The organism is Nonomuraea typhae (genome assembly GCF_009760925.1).
GTDB classification, from domain to species: domain Bacteria; phylum Actinomycetota; class Actinomycetes; order Streptosporangiales; family Streptosporangiaceae; genus Nonomuraea; species Nonomuraea typhae.
In genome coordinates this window covers 134,605-151,316 of sequence record NZ_VRLV01000018.1, presented here as the reverse complement: position 1 = coordinate 151,316, position 16,712 = coordinate 134,605, and the positions used below count along the sequence as shown (strand labels likewise).

The following is a 16,712-nucleotide window of genomic DNA, read 5'->3' as shown; positions in this document are numbered from 1 at the left end:
CGGCAACCCAGGAAAGGAGCACACCGGTGCGGGTCTACATCTCCATCGACATGGAGGGCGTGGCGGGCATCGCCACCATGGACCAGGTCGTCCGCGGCGGACACGGCTATCCACGCTCGCAGCGCCTGATGACCGGCGAGGCCAACGCCGCCATCGAGGGCGCGTTCGAGGCCGGGGCGGAGAGCGTCACGGTCAACGACAGCCACGGCACCATGGACAACCTCCTGCACGAGGAGCTGGACCCGCGCGCCCGGCTGGTCTTCGGCTCACCCAAGCTCGACTGCATGGCCGAAGGCGTCTCGGCCGAGCACGACGTGGCCATGTTCCTCGGCTACCACGCGGCGGCCGGCTCGCCGGGCGTGCTCGCCCACACCTACTCCTCGCACTTCTACGAGGTGCGCCTCAACGGCAAGCTCGTGTCGGAGGCCGAGATCAACGCCCTGCAGGCGGCCGTGGTCGGCGTGCCGATCGGCCTGCTCACCGGGGACGACGTCATCTGCGGAGTCGCCGAGAAGGCGTTCCCCGGCGTGCGTACGGTCGCCGTCAAGGAGGCCCGCGGGCACACCGCGGCCGACAGCCTGTCCCCGTCCGAGGCCACCAGGCTCATCCGCGAGGCGTCGGCCCGCGTCGTCACCGAGGCCGCTGACCTGGCGCCCCTCACCCTGCCCGGCACCCTGGACCTGGAAATCGACATGCCGAGCACGCCCGCGGCCGAGCTGGGCATGTCGATCCCGGGCGTGCGCAGGATCGCCGACAAGACGCTCGCCGCCACCTTCGGCACCCCCCGAGAGCTGCTGGGCTGCATCCAGGTGTGCTACCACCTCGCCGCCGACGCCATGATCAGCCGGATGGCTCTCTACGGCCGTCGCTGAACACCCGCGGAAAAGGGGCGCGTCCGGAAGGACGCGCCCCTTTTCGCCTGCGCGGGTCAGCAGCTCACCGTCTCCACCGACGTCGTGGCCGCCGCCAGGTCCGCGGGCTCAGGCAGCACGCCGAGACCGGGGGTGTCCGGGACCGCCATCTCGCCGCCGTCGAGCACGAACGGGCGGGTGATGTCGCGGTGGTAGTACCGCTCGGTCGCGGAGATGTCGCCGGGCAGCGTGAACCCGGGCAGGCTGGCCAGAGCCAGGTTGGCCGCCCGGCCCAGGCCGGTCTCCAGCATGCCGCCGCACCAGACCGGCACCCCGTTGGCCCGGGCCAGGTCGTGGATGCGGCGCGCCTCGAGATAGCCGCCCACGCGGCCGGGCTTGATGTTGACGATCGAGCAGGCGCCCCGCCTGATGGCCTCGGCCGCGTCCTCGGCGCTGGTGATGCTCTCGTCCAGGCAGATGGGCGTGTCCATGCGGGCCGCGAGCGCGGCGTGGGCGTGCAGGTCGCCGGGGGCGAAGGGCTGCTCGACCAGCGTCAGCCCGAAGGCGTCGAGCTTCGCCAGGTGCCTGAGGTCGGCGAGGCGGTAGGCGGTGTTGGCGTCCACGGTGAGCATCACGCCGTCGCCGAACGTCTCGCGCACCGCCCGGACCGGTTCGAGGTCCCAGCCGGGCTCGATCTTCAGCTTGATCCGGGCATAACCCGCGCTCAGGTGCCGGTCGACCGTGGTCAGCAGGGCGTCCACGCTCTCGGCGATGCCCACGGAGACGCCCACGCGCACGCGCCGCCGTACGCCGCCGAGGTGGGCGGCCAGGCTGGTGTCGCGCGCACGCAGCCAGCAGTCGAGCACCGCCATCTCCACCGCCGCCTTGGCCATCGGGTGCCCGCGCAGGTGGCGCAGCGCGGGACCCACCGCCGCCGGGTCCAGGTCGAGGCCGGCCAGGGCCGGGACCATGAACCGCTTGATCACGTCCGCGGCCCCGGCCAGGTACTCGGGGCTGTAGCTCGGCTCGTCCTCGGCCACGCACTCGCCCCAGCCCTCGCCCTCCTCACCCAGCACCCGCACCAGCAGCGCGTTGCGCACGGTCTGGGTGCCGAGCGAGGTACGGAACGGGCTGACCAGCGGCAGCGCGACCTCGCGCAGTTCGACGGCGTCCAGCTTCACGCGGCACCTCCACGGGCGAGCAGGTACCAGCCGGAGCGGGTGAAACCGGTGACCTCGTAGCCCCGGCCGAGCGCGCCGCCGAGCCCGCCGGCCAGTGCCGTGCGCCACTGCCCGGCCGCGTGCGGGTCGGCCGTACGCAGCGCTTCGATGTCGGGCGGGGTCGCGCAGCGCAGCAGCGGCCCGTCCGCGCCCGCCGGCACGGCGCCGGTCTCGTCCACCGCGACCGCCCCCTCCTCGCCGCCGGCCGGCGCCGGCGTGCTCTCGCGCGTCGGCCAGGTGACGAAGAGCCGGTCGGAGGGTCCGCCGTCGTTGATGCCGTCGCTCATCGGCCCGTAGAAGTCGGGCAGGTAGGCGGTGACCCGGGCGCCGAGCAGGGTCAGGTTGAAGTAGGCGTTGCGCCGGACCAGCGGATCGAACGTCCAGGACACCGCGACCAGCTCGCGCTCGGCGGCCCAGGCCCGCTGGTGTTCCTTGAGCGCCCGGCCGACGCCGCGCCCGCGCGCCAGGGCGCTGACGCCCGCGACGTGCGAGTGCAGCGTACGGCCGGCCGCCAGGAACCCCGCGGAGACCCCGACGAGCTCGCCGTCAAGGAAGGCCCCGCCCACGTACCCGCCGGTGTGGGCGAAGGCGCACATCAGGTCGAGGGGCATCGGCGGGTCTTCACCGCAGCTGGTTCCCCAGACCTCCCGCAGCAGCCGGTCGGCCCGCCGCAGCGCCGCGGTGCCGTGAAGGGAACGGATGGTGAGATGTTCGGCCATGGGCCACAGCATCGCGGCCGGGCTCGTCCGGGGCGTTGGCGTCCACGCCCAACTTCACCCGCCCGGCTTTGTGGCGCCGCTCAGCCGCAGCTGCAGGGCGAGCACGAGCCGGGTGTCGGGGTCGTCCAGGGCGATGAGCTCGCCGATCCGGCGCAGCCGGTACCGCAGCGTGTTGGGGTGCAGCGACAGCAGCTCGGCCGCGCGGGGCACGTCGTAGTGGGCGCCGATCCAGACGGTCAGGCTGTGCACGTAATGGGTGCCGTGTCTGGCGTCGTGCGCGGTGACCAGCGCCAGCGGCGCACCGGACAGGGACGGCTTGGCGCGCAGCGCGGCCTCCACGTCCATCAGGAACAACGCGGCCGACAGCTCCTCGTGCGCGCCGACCGGCTCCTGGCTGAACAGCCCGCAGACCGCGCGCAGCGCCTCCTCCGCCTGGCGGGCGCCGGCGGGCACGGCGGCCACGGAGGCGAGGGTGCGGCCGATCCCGGCCCGCCAGGAGCCGCCCAGCCGCTCGCTCACCCGCGCCAGCACGTCCAGGGTGATCCTGCGCAGCAGGGGCGCGCTCGCCTCGGCGGCGACGATCGCGTAGGCGCGGCCGTTGACCACGCCGGTCGCGGCCCTGATCCGGTAGGCCATGTACGCGGTGCGGAGCAGGTCGGTCACGTGGCTGGCGGCGAAGGCGTCGGCCACGCCCGCATAGGGGCCCAGGGTCACGACCGTCACCGGCTCGCCGGGCAGCAGGCCGAAGGAGGTGGCCAGTTCGTCGACGGCGCCGACGCCGCGCAGCAGCCAGCCCAGGCACTCGTCACGGAAGCGGCGCGCCTCGTCGGCGGCCAGGTTGATGCGGGCAAGGTGGGGGGCCGCCGCGGCGGCCGCCTCGGCCAGCACCCGCGCGGCGTCGGCGGCCAGCGGCTCCTCGGCCTGGACCGCCCAGATCGTGCCCAGCGCCTCGCCGTGCGAGCGCACCGCGATGGCCAGGCGGGGGTAGAACTCGCGCGGCTCGTAGCTCCACACCACCCCGTCCGAGCGCAGCACCGCCGCGTACTCCTCCGGGTTGGTCGGGTGCTCGGGCACCCGCCGGCCCAGAATGCCCTGCCGGCGCAGGTCGTCGATGAGCTGGCCCTCGACCGTGGAGTAGGCCAGCACGCGCATCGCCAGATCCTCGATCGCCACCGCGCCGCCCACCCGCACGGCCACCTCGTTGGCCAGGGCGAACAGGTCCGCCGCCCGGCCGGCGCCCGGGTCCTCGGCCGGGGCGACCATCGCGAGCAGGGCGTCGACCAGCGTGTAGAGCTGACCCCAGGACAGGTCGGCCGGCGCGGCCAGCAGCGCGACGCCCGCCGCCTTGGCCGCCGTGGCCAGGGCCTGCTCGTCGCAGGTGCCCGGCTTGACCACGACCACCGCCACCCCGCTCTCGCCCGCCCGGGCCAGGATCTCGGCCGACGGGCGGCCGCTCACCAGCAGCACCGCGCCGTCGAGCCCGGTCTGCGGCTCCTCCGGGTCGTAGATGACCGGGGAGCCGGCCAGCGGCTCCCGGCCGTGCGGCAGCGCCAGCGGGCGCACCACGTCGGCGCCGAGACTGTCGATCAGGACGCCGAGCGTGATCCGCCCGCGGGCCGTCACTGAGTGCCCCGTCTGAGCATCCGCCCCTGCCTGCCGCCGGTGAACTCGCCGTCGGCGACCACCTGGCGGCCGGCCAGGAAGACGTGCTCCACGCCGGTCGGCCGGACGTCGGGCCGCTCGTAGGTGCCCGCGTGCCCGATCGTCCCGGCGTCGAAGACGCAGAGGTCGGCGATGGCGCCCGGGCCCAGCCAGCCGCGCCCGGCCAGGCCGAACTGGGCGGCCACCGCCGAGCTGACCTTGCGGATCGCCTCCGGCATCTCCTCCTCCTTCTTCACGTAGGTGCCGAGGTAGGTGGGAAAGGTACCGAACGTGCGGGGGTGGTTGGGCCCGACCGGGGGGCCGTTGTCGGAGCCGATGGAGATGAGCGGATCGGCCAGGAAGGCCGTCAGGTCGTCCTCGTGCATGGTGTGGAAGACGCCGGATGCCTGCGGGTCCAGGCGGAGCACGTCGCACAGCGCCTCCCACGGGTCGCCCCCGAAGTCGGCCAGCCGCTTGCCCTGGATGCCAGGGTCGCTGTGGGTGAGGATCTGCACGTCCTCGGGGGTCAGCTCGCGCCAGAACCCGACGCCGGTGCCGGTGTCCGGGCTCTCCGCCAGCGCGCGCAGCGCCGCTCGCTCGGCCGGGTCGGCCAGCCGTTCGAGCAGCGCCTGCTCGCCGCCCTCGCAGGCGATCGGCGGCAGCACCGCGACCAGCATGGTCCCGAAGGCGAGGTAGGGGTAGACGTCGCCGCGCACGTCCACGCCCCCGCGACGGGCCCGGGCCAGTTTGTCCAGCAGCATCGCGGCCGAGCCGTGCACCGCCCGCCCCGAAGCCTTGCAGTGCGAGACCTGCAGCCGGATCCCGGCCCGCCTGGCCACCGCGATCGCCTCGTCGAGCGCGTCGGCCAGGCCCTCGCTCTCACTGCGCATGTGCGTGGCGTACGGCAGGTCCCAGCGCTTGGCCACCAGCCCGAGCGCGATCAGCTCGTCGAGGTTGGCGTAGGCGCCGGGCACGTACTCCAGGCCGCTGGACCAGCCGGCCGCGCCCGCCTCGAACGACTGCGCGGCCAGCTCGCACATGCGCGTCAGCTCCCTGGCCGTGATCTCGGCCCGCATCCCCGCCACGGCCACGCGCAACGTGTTGTGCCCGACCAGGACGGCCAGGTTGTTGCTCGGCCCGGCCGCCTCCGCGGCGTCGATGTACTCGCCCAGCGAGGCGAAAGCGGCCCCGGACAGCTCGGCGGGCAGGAAGTCCTTGGTCTCCGGTACGGCCGGCCCGCAGGAGAACCCGCAGTTGCCCACGATCTCGGTGGTCACGCCCTGCAGGAGCTTGAACGGCTGCGGCTCCTCCAGGAACGGCACGGTGTCGGAGTGGCTGTGCGGATCCACGAACCCGGGCGCGACGACGAGGCCGGTGACGTCGATGACGCGCCGGGCCGGGCCCAGGTCGTGCCCGACGGCGACCACGCGGCGACCGGCGATCGCGACGTCGGCGAGCCGGGACGGCCCGCCGAGCCCGTCGTGGACGGTCCCGGAACGAAGCAGCAGGTCATACATGGTGCAAGGCTCCCTTGCCCGCCTTCGCGGGTGCTATGTACGGATGGATGAAACTTTCAGAGGGGGCTGGGGACGGAGGCCAAAAGCCGGCGGGTGTAGTCGTGCTCCGGCGCGTCGAGCACCTGTGCCGTGTCGCCGCTCTCGACGACCCTGCCGCGGGAGAGCACCACCAGCCGGTCGGCCATCTGCCGCACCACCGCCAGGTCGTGGGTGATGAAGAGCATGCTGGTGCCGACCTGCCGCAGCAACTCCAGCACGTGCGCCTGGACCGAGACGTCCAGCGAGGCCACCGGCTCGTCGCAGATCAGCAGCGCCGGCCGTACCGACAGCGCGCGGGCGATGGCCACCCGCTGCCGCTCGCCCCCGGACAGCCCGACCGGCTTCCTGTGTGCGTACGCCGGGGGCAGCCCGACCAGCTCCAGCAGCTCGGCCACGGTGAGGCGGCCGTCGGCCGGGCCTTGCGCCGCCGCCTCCGCCAGCGTGGCGCCGACCGTCAGCGCCGGGTTGAGCGAGGTCGTCGGGTCCTGGAAGACGCACTGGACCAGGTGGTGCCGCGGCGTGTCCGGGTCGGCCAGCGCGATCGTGCCGGTGTCCGGGCGGACCAGGCCGAGGATGCTGCGGGCCAGCGTGGTCTTGCCCGAGCCGGATCCGCCGACGACGCCGACGCTCTCGCCGCGCCTGACCTCCAGCGAGACGCCGCTCAGCGCGACGTGCGCGCCGTAGGTCTTGCCCAGGCCCGTCACGCGCAGCACCTCGTCGGCGGCGACGTGCCGCGGCGCGGCCGCGCCTTCCTCGGCGCGGGCCCGGGGGCGCACCTCGTGCAGGCAGGCGGTGAACCGGTCCGGCGGCAGCGCGCGCAGCGGCGGACGGGCCTGCCCGCACTCGGGCGCCGCCTGGTCGCAGCGTGCGGCGAACGCGCACGAGGTGGCCACGTCCGCCGCCGCGGGCACGTTGCCCCTGATGCCGACCAGCCGGGGCAGGCGCCGCTCGACGGTCGGCACCCCGGCCAGCAGCCCGGCGGTGTACGGGTGGGCGGGCGCCTTGCCGATCTCGGCGGGCGGACCCTGCTCGACGATGCGACCGGCGTACATGACCGCCACCCGGTCGCACAGCTCGAAGGCCACCCGCAGGTCGTGGGTGATCAGCAGCACGCCCATGCCGCGCGCCCGCTGGATGCCCTTGATCAGCATGAGGATGTCGTGCTGGGTGGTGGCGTCCAGGGCGGTGGTGGGCTCGTCGGCGATGAGCAGCTCGGGGTCGGCGGCCAGCGCGGCGGCCAGCGCCACGCGCTGCCGCATGCCGCCCGAGAGCTGGAAGGGGTGCCGCTCGGCCACCGCGGGGTCGTCGATGCCCACCTCGGCCAGGCGGCGCAGCACCTCGGCACGGTCCCGGCGGGCGCGCAGCGACTCGGCCACGTGGGCGCCCGCCGTACGCAACGGGTTGAGCATGGCGAACGGGTCCTGCATGAGCAGGCTCACCCGGGTGCCGCGCACCGAGCGCCACACCCGCTCGCGGGCGCCGAGCAGTTCCCTGCCGTCGAGCGTGACCGAGCCGGTGGCGCGCAGCCCTTTGGGCAGCAGGCCGGCGGCGGCGCGCGCGGTGAGCGACTTGCCGCTGCCCGACTCGCCGACCAGCCCGACGGTCTCGCCGCCGGAGACCTCCAGGTCGACGCCGTCCACGATGAGCCCGGGACCGGAGATGCGCAGTTCGGCGATCCTCATCGCCGGCCTCCCTTCGACAGCGACTCGAACGCCTGGTCGCCCAGCAGTGTGGCGGCGCAGGCGACCACCGTGATCAGGGCCGCGGGCGCGATCGAGGCCCACGGGTTCAGATCCAGCAGGCCGCGGTTCTCCTCGATCATCAGGCCCCAGTCCGGCGTGCCCGCGGGCAGCCCGATGCCCAGGAACGACAGGCCCGCCAGCGCCACCAGCGCCGCCACGAAGCTGAGGAGCGCGTTGGCGACCACCGTGGGCGCGAGGTTCGGCAGCAGGTGCCGGAACATGATCCGCGACGGGCGCAGGCCCAGGGTGCGCGCCGCCTCGGCGTAGGCCAGCTCGCGCTGGGTCAGGGTGAGGCTGCGGATCACCCGGACGTCGCCCGGCGTGAACAGCACCGCCATGGCCAGCACCGCCCAGCCGTATCCGCCGCCGATCACGCCCACCACCACGATCAGCACGAGCAGGCCGGGCAGCGCGATCGCCAGGTCGACCGTCCGCATCATGATCGCGTCCACCCAGCCGCGCCGGTAACCGGCCAGCAGGCCGAGCGTCGTGCTCAGCACGGTCGTGCAGCAGGTGACGAGCACCGGCCACATCAGCGCGGAACCGGCGCCGGCCAGCACCCGGGACAGCACGTCGCGGCCCAGGTCGTCGGTGCCGAGCCAGTGCGCCGCGCTCGGCCCCGCCGCGCCGAGCACGAGGTCCTGCGCGGACGGGTCGTACGGCGCCAGCCACGTCCCGGCCAGCGCGGCCACGGCCGCCAGGCCCAGCACGGCCACCAGGATCACCCTCATGCCGCCGCCCCCTTGCGCCGCACCCGGGGGTCGACGGCCACGTAGGCCAGGTCGATGAGCAGGTTGACGACGATCACGACGGCGCCGCCGAGCAGCACCAGCGCCTGTACCACCGGAATGTCCTTCTGGCCGACCGCGCCGACCAGCAGCGCGCCCAGGCCGTGCAGCCCGAACGCCTGCTCGACGAAGACCGAGCCCGTCAGGTTGGCCGCCAGCAGCAGCCCGCCCACGGTGAGCACCGGCAGGGCCGCGTTGCGCAGGGCGTAGCTGATCCACACCCGCCGCCGGGGCAGGCCGCGCGCGCGGGCGAACGTGAGGAAGTCCTGCGCGGCCAGGTCCAGCGCGGCGGCGCGCATCTGCCGCACCACGATCGCGGCCTGCGCGGTGGCCAGCGCGACCGCGGGCAGGGTCAGGTGCACGATCCGCTCCATCGCGGTCTCGCCGGCGCCGAAGACCGGGAACCAGCCCAGCGCGACGGCGAAGCCGTACAGCAGCAGGATGCTCAGCGCGAACGGCGGGACGGAGAAGGCGACGAGCGAGGTCAGCGTGACACCCTGATCCAGCCGGCCGCCACGGCGCAGCGCCGCGGCCAGCCCGGCCGGCACGCCTGCGGCCACCGTCAGCACCAGCGCGTAGCCCGCCAGGCCGGCCGTGACCGGCAGGCGTTCGGCGATCATCGTGGTGACCGGCTCGCGGGAGGCGATCGAGGTGCCGAAGTCACCGCGCACCGCGTCGCCGAGCCAGCGCGCGTAGCGCAGCGGGAAGGGATCGTCCAGGTGGTACTGCTCGCGGATCGCCGCCCTGGTCTCCGGCGTGGACGGCCGGCCGCCCAGCAGCACCTGCTCGGGTCCGCCCGGCGCCGCGGCCAGCAGCCCGTAGGTGAGCACGGACAGCACCCCGAGCAGGAGTACGGCGGCGCCCAGCCGCTTGAGGACGGCCATGTCAGCGGCCGGCCGGGCGGATGGCGGTGAAGTACTGCTCGGACCAGGTGCTGAAGGTGCCCGTGAACTTCTCGCTCAGCGCGATGGCGTTGTCGGTGTGGAAGAGCGGGATGTAGGGCACCTGCTCGGCGACCTCGCTCAGCAGCGCGGTGACCTCGGCGGTCCTGGCCTGGCCGGTGGCCGAGGCCAGCGTGTCCAGCCGCTTGTCGGTGGTCGCGGTGCCGTAGCCGGCGAAGTTGAAGCCCTGCGGCTCGGCGGCGGCACGGCTGACCATGTCCGGCAGGACCTCGAGGGGGTCGGGGGTGCCGTAGAACAGGTTGACGAAGTGGATCGTCAGGCGTTCGTGCGCCATCATCCGCGCGCGGTACTGGTCGGCCGGGTTCGGCTCCAGGGTGAGCTTGATCCCGATCTTGGCCAGGTCGGCGGCGACCGCCTGCATGACGATGCCGGTGTCACCGGAGCTGGCGTAGCGCGCGGTCAGCTCGAAGCCGTCCGGGTAGCCGGACTTGGCCAGTTCCGCCTTCGCCGCCGCCACGTCGTAGGGGTAGCCGGGCAGGGCCGGGAGGTTGTCGCCGTACAACGCCGTGAGCTGCGGGCTCGGCAGCATGGCCGCCGCCGGGGCGCCGTGGCCGGAGGTCATCAGGTCCGCGACCGCCTGGCGGTTGACCGCGTGCGCGATGGCCCGCCGTACGTGGAGGTCGGCGAGCGGGCCGGACGTCACCGCCAGGGAGAGGTAGGCGAGGTTGTTGCCCGGGAAGAAGATCGTCTTGACGCCCGGCAGGCCGGTCCATTTGCGGGCGTCGCGGGCGGTGAGGTCGTTGGTGGCGTCCACCTCGCCCGACTTGACCGCCAGCCGCAGCGTCTCCGGGTCGGCGATGGTCTTGAACTCCACCCTGCGCAGGGCGGGCCGCTCACCCCAGTAGGACGGGTTGCGCTCCAGGACGACGCCCGAGGTGAGGGAGAACTTCGCCACCGTGAACGGGCCGGTGCCCAGGGTGCCCACCTCCGGGCTGCCCAGGTCTTGGGGGTGCTTCTCGGCCAGCTTGCGCGGCGTCACCTGCCAGGCGATGGCGGCCATGGCGAGGAAGGCCGGGTTCGGCCGCTTCAGCGTGACCTTGACCTGGCCCTCGCCCACCGCCTCGACCTTCTTGACCGTCGTGAAGTAGCTGGCCGCCTGCGAGGCGACCTTCGGGTCCAGGTGGCGGCGGAGCGAGAACGCCGCGTCCTCGGCCGTCAGCGGGCTGCCGTCGGAGAAGCGCACCCCTGTGCGCAGGGTGAACAGGTAGCTGGCCGGGTCGGGCTGCGTCCACTCCGTGGCCAGCCGGGGCGCGGGCGCGCCCCGGCCGTCGAGGGCGAGCATCGTGTCCACGACCGCGCCCTGGATGAGGGTGGAGGAGGTGTTGAAGCCGTGGGCGATGTCCAGGCTGTTGGGCGGGCTGACGGTGGCCCAGATCAGGGAGTCGCGGGGCCGATGCCGGGGTTGCGGCGGACGAACAGGCGGTGGTGAGCGCGAGCACGACGGCGGCGGTCGCGGCCTTCGCGTGTTTCATGGGGCCACCTCGAAAGGGTTCGGGCTGGGATAGGTGGACGCTAGGAGCCGGACCGCCGCCGTTCACTGACGCCGCAGCCAAAACCGGCGGCGCCCTTCTCGTCCTTCCGGCCAATCAGCCCGCGAAGCGCATCCGCCGCAGGCCGCCGCCGCTCACCAGCAGATCGCCCGCGTCGACGCGCAGCGTGAACGGCCCGGCCGTCCACGCGCCGCCGGGAGCCGGGGTCACCGGCGTCTTCAACGACCGGCCGATCCGGATCTCGCCGTCGCGCACGGTGGCGGTGACGCCGAGCTCCGCACTGGAGTAGACGCCGTCGGGCAACGGGGCGTCGGCGGGCGGCGTGGTGGCGTGCAGGACGACCGGCGGGCGCGAGAGCGGGCCGACGCGCAGGTGCAGGCGGTCACCGTCGATCTCCAGCCAGTGGTTCTCGCCCGGCCCGTACCAGCGTCCGTCGGCGCCGGCCGTGAACGTCCCCAGGTCCTCGACCTCGAGGCCCTCCGCCACCGGGCGCAGCGTCAGCGTCCCGTCCGCGACCGGCTCGTGCCAGTGCAGCCGCCGCGGCGGAGGCAGCGGACCCGGCTCGGGCCTGGCCGGCTCCTGCCGCCCCAGCAGCACCCGGGCCAGCCGGTGCGACAGGCTGACCGGGTCGAGCGCGATCTGGTTGCACAGCACGGCCACGCCGACGTTCTGCTCCCGCAGATACAGCAGGTTCGAGCGGTAGCCGTGCATGCCGCCCGCATGCCCGATCCACCCGTCGCCGTGATAAATCCCCATCGCGTACGGCTGGACCGTCCCGTCGGCCAGCACGCCCCGCTCCAGTAGCCGGTCACGCAGGTCCACGCCCAGCACCCGGCCGTCGGCCAGGAACCCGAACCAGGGGGCCAGGTCCGCCACGCTGGTCACCAGGCCGCCGTCGCCGACCGCGCTCTCCTCGGTGTCGGCCCGGCGCGGCTCGCCCTCCGCGTTCGCGTAGCCGTACGCCAGCCTGGCCAGCGGCAGCGACGCGTCGTCACGGAAGACCGAATCGCGCATCCCGAGCGGCTCGAAGACGCGCTCGCGCGCGAACGCGGCCAGCGACGAGCCCGCCACCCGGCCCACGACGACCGCGGCGAGCACGAAGCCCGTGTTGGAGTAGGCGAAAGCCGTACCCGGCTCGAAGGACGTGTGCCGCAGGCCGGCGAGCACCTCCAGCAGCCGCTGCTCGGTCATCTCCGCCAGCGGCACGCCGGTCAGCGCCTGCAGCCCGTACCACTCGGGCAGCCCGCCGGTGTGCTGCAGGCACTGCCGCAGGGTCACCGGCTTGTCCAGGTTCAGCTCCGGGACGTGCGTGCGCACGTCGTCGTCGAGCCGGAGCTTGCCGTCACGCTCCAGGAGCAGCACGCAGGCCGCCGTGAACTGCTTGCTGGCGCTGGCGATGTCGAAGCGGGTGTGCTCGTCGACCGGCACGCCGAACTCCACGCACGCCGCACCCGCCGCGGCCGTGAGCACCGCGGCCCCGTCGACGTACACTCCTGCGGCCAGCCCGGGGGAGTGGGGGCCGACCAGCGCGGACACCTCGCGCTTGACGTTCTCGAGATCCATGCCGCCAGTATCGCCAGCCGATCGGCGCCCGCCCTTTGGCCCGCGCGACAACGGATCCCGTGCCCGCTTTGGCCTAACGTCCGAGGTGCCGGTGGAGCGGGAACCAGGTCCGGTGCCCGCAGTGCCGCTTCACCTCGCCGGGGGTCAGCCAGGCGGCGTGGGTGCTCTCCGACCCCGGAGGCGGGCTGGTGGCCGGGCCGTCGCCGTCGAGGGTGGCGGTGAAGAAGACCAGATGGGCCAGGGCCGGGTAGCGGTAGCCCGGCGGTGGCGGCTCCTCCAGCGTGATCCGGTGAAAGCCCAGCAGGCCCAGCCGTACCAGCGCAAGCTCGAACCCGGTCTCCTCGGCCAGCTCACGCACGGCGGCGGCCTCGACGCTCTCGCCGGGGTCCACGTGGCCGCCCGGGACCTCCCAGCCACGGCCCGGCCTGTTCACGTAAGTGAGCAGGGTACGGCCGGAGGCATCCTGGACGAAGACGAAGGCCGTGGTGATCTGCTCCGCCTGGGGCATCTCGGCCGACACGACGGTCTCGAACCGATGCGCCACCGGGACCCAGGGCACTGTCGTGTCGGCGATCACCATGAGGGCAGCATAGATCAGGTTCCGAGAAGCGCCCGATCCCCGGACGGCTCTACCGTATCGGCCATGAATGTGACGAACCACGCGAGGCGCCTCATCCCCGCCGCGTACCGGCCGGTGCTGGCCAACCTGGTGTTCCGGCGGCTGATTCTCGGCTTCGGCGTCTCCTACCTGGGGGACGGGATGAGCTTTGTGGCCGTGGCGTGGCTGGCCATCGAGCTGGCGCCGCCCGCGAGTGCCGGGTTGTGGGTCGGTGGCGCGGTGGCCGCCTACACCCTGCCCGGTGTGGCCGGGGCGTTGCTGTTCGGGCGGCGGCTGCGCCGGGTTCCGGCCAGGAAGCTGCTGCTGGCCGACAACGTGGTGCGCGGGGTGTTGCTCGGCGTCGTGCCGCTCGCCTGGGTGGCGGGGTGGCTGACGCCGCCGGTGTACGTGGTGCTGCTGGCGGGCTCGTCGCTGCTGCACGCGTGGGGGAGCGCGGGCAAGTACACGCTGCTGGCCGAGCTGCTGCCCGGCGAGCAGCGGCTCGCGGCCAACACCCTGGTCAGCTCGCTCAACTTCGCCGCCACGATCGCCGGGCCCGCGATCGCCGGGGTGCTGGTGACCTATGTCAGCTCGGCGCTGGTGCTCGGGCTGGACGCGCTCACCTATGTGTTCCTCGCGGTGCTCGTCCTGCGCACCAGGCTGCCGGAGTCGGGCGGGGTCTCTCCCACCGACCGGGCGGCGGCCCGTGGCGGGCTGGCGCTGCTGCGCTCGCATCCGGAGTTGCTCGGGCTGCTGACACTCACCTGGTTCTTCAACTTCCTGTACGGCCCGGTCGAGGTCGCGCTGCCGCTGCACGTGACCGTGGACCTGCGTGCGCCGGGCACGCTGCTGGGCCTGTACTGGATGTTGTTCGGCATCGGGGCGGTGCTCGGCGGGCTGGCGGTCGGCGCGCTGCAGCGGCTTCCGCTCTGGCCGGTGACGGTGGCCATCGTGATCGGGTGGGGCGTGTTGCTGATGCCGTTCGGGCTCGGCGTGCCGACGGGCGTCACCGTCGTGTGCTTCGCGCTCGGCGGCGCGATCTACGGGCCGTTCGTGGCGCTGTCGGTGACGCTCATGCAGACGAAGTCGCCGCCGGAGCACCTGGCCGCGATGCTCGCGGCCCGCAGCGCCGTACTGCTCACCGCCTCGCCGCTCGGCACCGCGCTCGGCGGGCCGCTGACCACCGCGCTGGGCCCGCAGGCGACGCTCGGCGGCTCGGGGCTGGTCACCGTGGCGCTCGGCGTGATCGCGAGCGTCCTGCTTCTGGTGGCCCGGCGGCGCAAACCGGCGGCCGCGTAGGCGGTCTGCGGCCCTCTTCGCAGGCGGTCAGCGGCCTTCCTCGGGCAGGTCGGTCAGCTCTTCGAGCGGGATGTCCGTCGGCTCCTCCTCCGGCGGGCCGGAAGGCTCCTGCGACGGCTCGCCCGTGGGCTCGCTCTCGGGCTCGCCGGTCTCCTCCTGGGCGGGCGGGGGCTCGCCGCCGCCGAAGCGGGCGGTGTTCAACGGGGTGAACGGCGTGGCCGGGGTCCCCTTCAGCGCCTGGACCATGGTCTCCTGCCAGATCGGCCCGGCGATGGTGGACCCGGCCACCAGGCTGTAGTACCGCCCGCCGATCGTGACGCCGGTCAGCTTGTACCGCTGGGCGCCGCGCGGGTCGCCGATGCTGACGGCGGAGGCCAGGTCGGGGGTGAACCCGGCGAACCAGGCGGCCGCGTAGTCGTCGGTGGTCCCGGTCTTGCCCGCCGCCGGGCGCCCGATGCCGCCCACGCCGCGCATCGTCCCCTTGGTGAACACGCCGGACAGCACGTACGCGGTGGCGTCGGCCACCTCGGGATCGACGGCCTGGCGGCAGGCCGGCTTGAAGGCGGTCTTCTTGCCGTCGCGGTCGGTGATCGCGGTGATGGCCATCGGCGCGCAGTACTTGCCCCGGGCGGCCAGCGCCGCGTAGGAGGAGGCCACGGTGACCGGGTCGCTCTCGTTGATGCCGAGCGTGAACGTCTGGAACTCGCCCAGAGGCTTGCCGTCGGCCCGCTTGCTGCCGAGCTTCTTGGCCGTCTTGACGGTCTCGCACAGTCCGACGCGCGCCTCCAACTCGAGGAAGAAGGTGTTGACCGAGCCCCAGGTCCCGGTCTGGAGCGTCTTGTAGCCGCCGGAGCCCTCGTCGTTGGTGACCGTGTGGGTGGGGTCGCCGATGGGCTGGCCCTTGCAGTTCTTGAACGAGGAGTACCCGGAGGCCCGGTACCCGGCTCCCACGGTCATGCCGTCGTTGACCCGCATGCCCTGTTCGAGGGCGGCGACCAGGGTGAACGTCTTGTAGGTCGAGCCCGGCTGGAAGCCGATGCCGCCGCCGTGGGCCACGTCGGCCACGAGGTTGTAGGACATCTCGTTCTTGTCGCTGCCGTACTCGCGGCTGGCCGCCATCGCCTTGATCTGCCCGGTGCCTGGCTGGACGAGCGCCTGGGCGGCCACGGGGTGGTCGGTGGCGAAGACCCGCTTCTTGATCGCCTTGTCGGCCGCGGCCTGCATGCGCGGGTCGAGGGTGGTCGCGATGGTCAGGCCGCCGCGCTCCAGGAACTGCTTGCGCGCGGTCTTGGTCTTGCCGAAGGAGGGGTCGTTGAGGATCTCGTTGCGCACGTACATGCAGAAGTACGCCGCCTTGCTGGCCTCGCACCCGCCGGGCAGCGGCACCCCCTTGTAGCCGAGCTTCTTCGCCTTGGCCTCGGCCGCCTCCTCCTGGCTGATCTTGCCGAGCTGGGCCATCCGGTCCAGGACGAGGTTGCGGCGCTCGAGGAGCCGTGCGCGCTGTTCCTTGCCGACCGCGGGGTCGGTGCTGTTGGGCGACTGTACGGCTCCCGCCAGCGTGGCCGCCTGGACGAGGGTGAGCTCGTCGGCCGAGACGCCGAAGAACCGTTTGGCGGCGGCTTCGACGCCGTTGGCGCCGGCGCCGAAGTAGGCGATGTTCAGATATTTCTCGAGAATCTGGTCTTTGGTGTACTTCTCCTCGACCCACATCGCGTGGCGGAGCTCGTTGAGCTTGCGGGCGTAGGTGGCCTCGATGGCCTTGTCCTTCTCCTGGCTCGTCTCGGCGGTGTTGAGCAGGACCTGCTTGACGTACTGCTGGGTGATGGTGGAGCCGCCCTCGCTGACGCCGCCCGCCGACAGGTTCTTGGCCAGCGCCCTGGCCATGCCCTGGATGTCGACCGGGCCGTGCTCGTAGAAGCGGAAGTCCTCGATGGCGATGATCGCGGTCTTCATCACCTCGGCCACGCCGGTGAGCGGCACGATCTCCCGGTAGACCTCGTAGAACTGGGCGAGCGGCTTGCCCGAGACGTCCAGCACGGTGGACTTCTCCGCCAGCGGCGGCTCCTTGAGCTCCACCGGCTTCAGCTCGTCTGTGGCCGCCATGATCGCCATCCCGGCGCCGCCGATCGGCGCGACCGCGAGGCCCGCCGCGACGACCCCCGCCGCCAGTCCGGCCCCCGCCAGCTTCGCCACGCTCCGGCCGGCTGTCATCCCCACCTCGTGCCCCCTCGTTCCCCGTTCCCCGAAATGTCGCACCAAAGAAGACCAGATCATGCCGACTGA

13 protein-coding genes are annotated in these 16,712 nt (G+C 73.3%); 2 read left to right on the top strand and 11 right to left on the bottom strand.

The annotated features are described in order from the left end of the window. Positions 1 to 26 precede the first annotated feature (26 nt). Positions 27 to 872, top strand: coding sequence for a M55 family metallopeptidase (locus tag FVE25_RS45430; RefSeq protein WP_157253735.1), 846 nt, complete (start codon positions 27 to 29; stop codon positions 870 to 872). Positions 873 to 928: 56 nt separating this feature from the next. On the opposite strand, the gene menC is transcribed toward FVE25_RS45430, so the two are convergent. The 10 genes from menC to FVE25_RS45380 form a co-directional block, all read right to left on the bottom strand. Then, positions 929 to 2,032 (bottom strand): o-succinylbenzoate synthase, encoded by a 1,104-nt coding sequence (menC, locus tag FVE25_RS45425; RefSeq protein ID WP_157253734.1) that lies wholly within the window; start codon positions 2,030 to 2,032, stop codon positions 929 to 931. Next, positions 2,029 to 2,790 (bottom strand): GNAT family N-acetyltransferase, encoded by a 762-nt coding sequence (locus FVE25_RS45420; protein WP_246268471.1) that lies wholly within the window; start codon positions 2,788 to 2,790, stop codon positions 2,029 to 2,031. The genes menC and FVE25_RS45420 overlap by 4 nt, the downstream gene beginning before the upstream one ends. Positions 2,791 to 2,844: 54 nt before the next feature. Further along, the gene (locus FVE25_RS45415; RefSeq protein ID WP_157253732.1) at positions 2,845 to 4,413 is read right to left on the bottom strand and encodes a PucR family transcriptional regulator; all 1,569 of its coding nucleotides are present in this window, start codon (positions 4,411 to 4,413) and stop codon (positions 2,845 to 2,847) included. Continuing rightward, positions 4,410 to 5,948, bottom strand: coding sequence for an N-acyl-D-amino-acid deacylase family protein (locus tag FVE25_RS45410; protein ID WP_157253731.1), 1,539 nt, complete (start codon positions 5,946 to 5,948; stop codon positions 4,410 to 4,412). Before FVE25_RS45410 ends, FVE25_RS45415 begins: the two co-directional genes overlap by 4 nt. Positions 5,949 to 6,004: 56 nt before the next feature. Further along, positions 6,005 to 7,669, bottom strand: a complete 1,665-nt coding sequence (locus tag FVE25_RS45405) for an oligopeptide/dipeptide ABC transporter ATP-binding protein (RefSeq protein WP_157253730.1) — start codon at positions 7,667 to 7,669, stop codon at positions 6,005 to 6,007. Then, the gene (locus FVE25_RS45400; protein WP_157253729.1) at positions 7,666 to 8,460 is read right to left on the bottom strand and encodes an ABC transporter permease; all 795 of its coding nucleotides are present in this window, start codon (positions 8,458 to 8,460) and stop codon (positions 7,666 to 7,668) included. Before FVE25_RS45400 ends, FVE25_RS45405 begins: the two co-directional genes overlap by 4 nt. Then, a complete protein-coding gene (locus FVE25_RS45395; protein WP_157253728.1) occupies positions 8,457 to 9,401 on the bottom strand; it encodes an ABC transporter permease in 945 nt (314 codons plus the stop codon). The genes FVE25_RS45400 and FVE25_RS45395 overlap by 4 nt, the downstream gene beginning before the upstream one ends. Before the next feature lies 1 nt (position 9,402). Continuing rightward, entirely contained in the window at positions 9,403 to 10,761 is a 1,359-nt protein-coding gene (locus FVE25_RS45390) for an ABC transporter substrate-binding protein (RefSeq protein ID WP_246268505.1), read from the bottom strand. A gap of 304 nt (positions 10,762 to 11,065) precedes the next feature. After that, on the bottom strand, positions 11,066 to 12,532 hold the full coding sequence (locus FVE25_RS45385) for a serine hydrolase (protein WP_157253726.1): 1,467 nt from the start codon (positions 12,530 to 12,532) through the stop codon (positions 11,066 to 11,068). Between the two features lie 73 nt (positions 12,533 to 12,605). Then, the gene (locus tag FVE25_RS45380) at positions 12,606 to 13,112 is read right to left on the bottom strand and encodes an NUDIX hydrolase (RefSeq protein WP_219825943.1); all 507 of its coding nucleotides are present in this window, start codon (positions 13,110 to 13,112) and stop codon (positions 12,606 to 12,608) included. 63 nt (positions 13,113 to 13,175) lie between these two features. On the opposite strand from FVE25_RS45380, the gene FVE25_RS45375 reads away from it, so the two are divergent. Beyond that, positions 13,176 to 14,429, top strand: a complete 1,254-nt coding sequence (locus FVE25_RS45375) for an MFS transporter (RefSeq protein ID WP_157253725.1) — start codon at positions 13,176 to 13,178, stop codon at positions 14,427 to 14,429. 27 nt (positions 14,430 to 14,456) lie between these two features. Here the strand turns inward: FVE25_RS45375 and FVE25_RS45370 are convergent, their stop codons facing one another. Further along, complete coding sequence (locus tag FVE25_RS45370) at positions 14,457 to 16,640, bottom strand: transglycosylase domain-containing protein (protein ID WP_157253724.1); 2,184 nt, start codon at positions 16,638 to 16,640, stop codon at positions 14,457 to 14,459. Positions 16,641 to 16,712: the final 72 nt, after the last annotated feature.

Bases quoted from the DNA above. Each gene is read 5' to 3' on its own strand.
- FVE25_RS45405 (WP_157253730.1), bottom strand. From the start codon at position 7,669: ATGAGGATCGCCGAACTGCGCATCTCCGGTCCCGGGCTCATCGTGGAC.
- FVE25_RS45370 (WP_157253724.1), bottom strand. From the start codon at position 16,640: ATGACAGCCGGCCGGAGCGTGGCGAAGCTGGCGGGGGCCGGACTGGCG.
- FVE25_RS45400 (WP_157253729.1), bottom strand. From the start codon at position 8,460: ATGAGGGTGATCCTGGTGGCCGTGCTGGGCCTGGCGGCCGTGGCCGCG.
- FVE25_RS45375 (WP_157253725.1), top strand. From the start codon at position 13,176: ATGAATGTGACGAACCACGCGAGGCGCCTCATCCCCGCCGCGTACCGG.
- FVE25_RS45420 (WP_246268471.1), bottom strand. From the start codon at position 2,790: ATGGCCGAACATCTCACCATCCGTTCCCTTCACGGCACCGCGGCGCTG.
- FVE25_RS45380 (WP_219825943.1), bottom strand. From the start codon at position 13,112: ATGGTGATCGCCGACACGACAGTGCCCTGGGTCCCGGTGGCGCATCGG.
- FVE25_RS45395 (WP_157253728.1), bottom strand. From the start codon at position 9,401: ATGGCCGTCCTCAAGCGGCTGGGCGCCGCCGTACTCCTGCTCGGGGTG.
- FVE25_RS45390 (WP_246268505.1), bottom strand. From the start codon at position 10,761: ATGCTCGCCCTCGACGGCCGGGGCGCGCCCGCGCCCCGGCTGGCCACG.
- FVE25_RS45410 (WP_157253731.1), bottom strand. From the start codon at position 5,948: ATGTATGACCTGCTGCTTCGTTCCGGGACCGTCCACGACGGGCTCGGC.
- FVE25_RS45385 (WP_157253726.1), bottom strand. From the start codon at position 12,532: ATGGATCTCGAGAACGTCAAGCGCGAGGTGTCCGCGCTGGTCGGCCCC.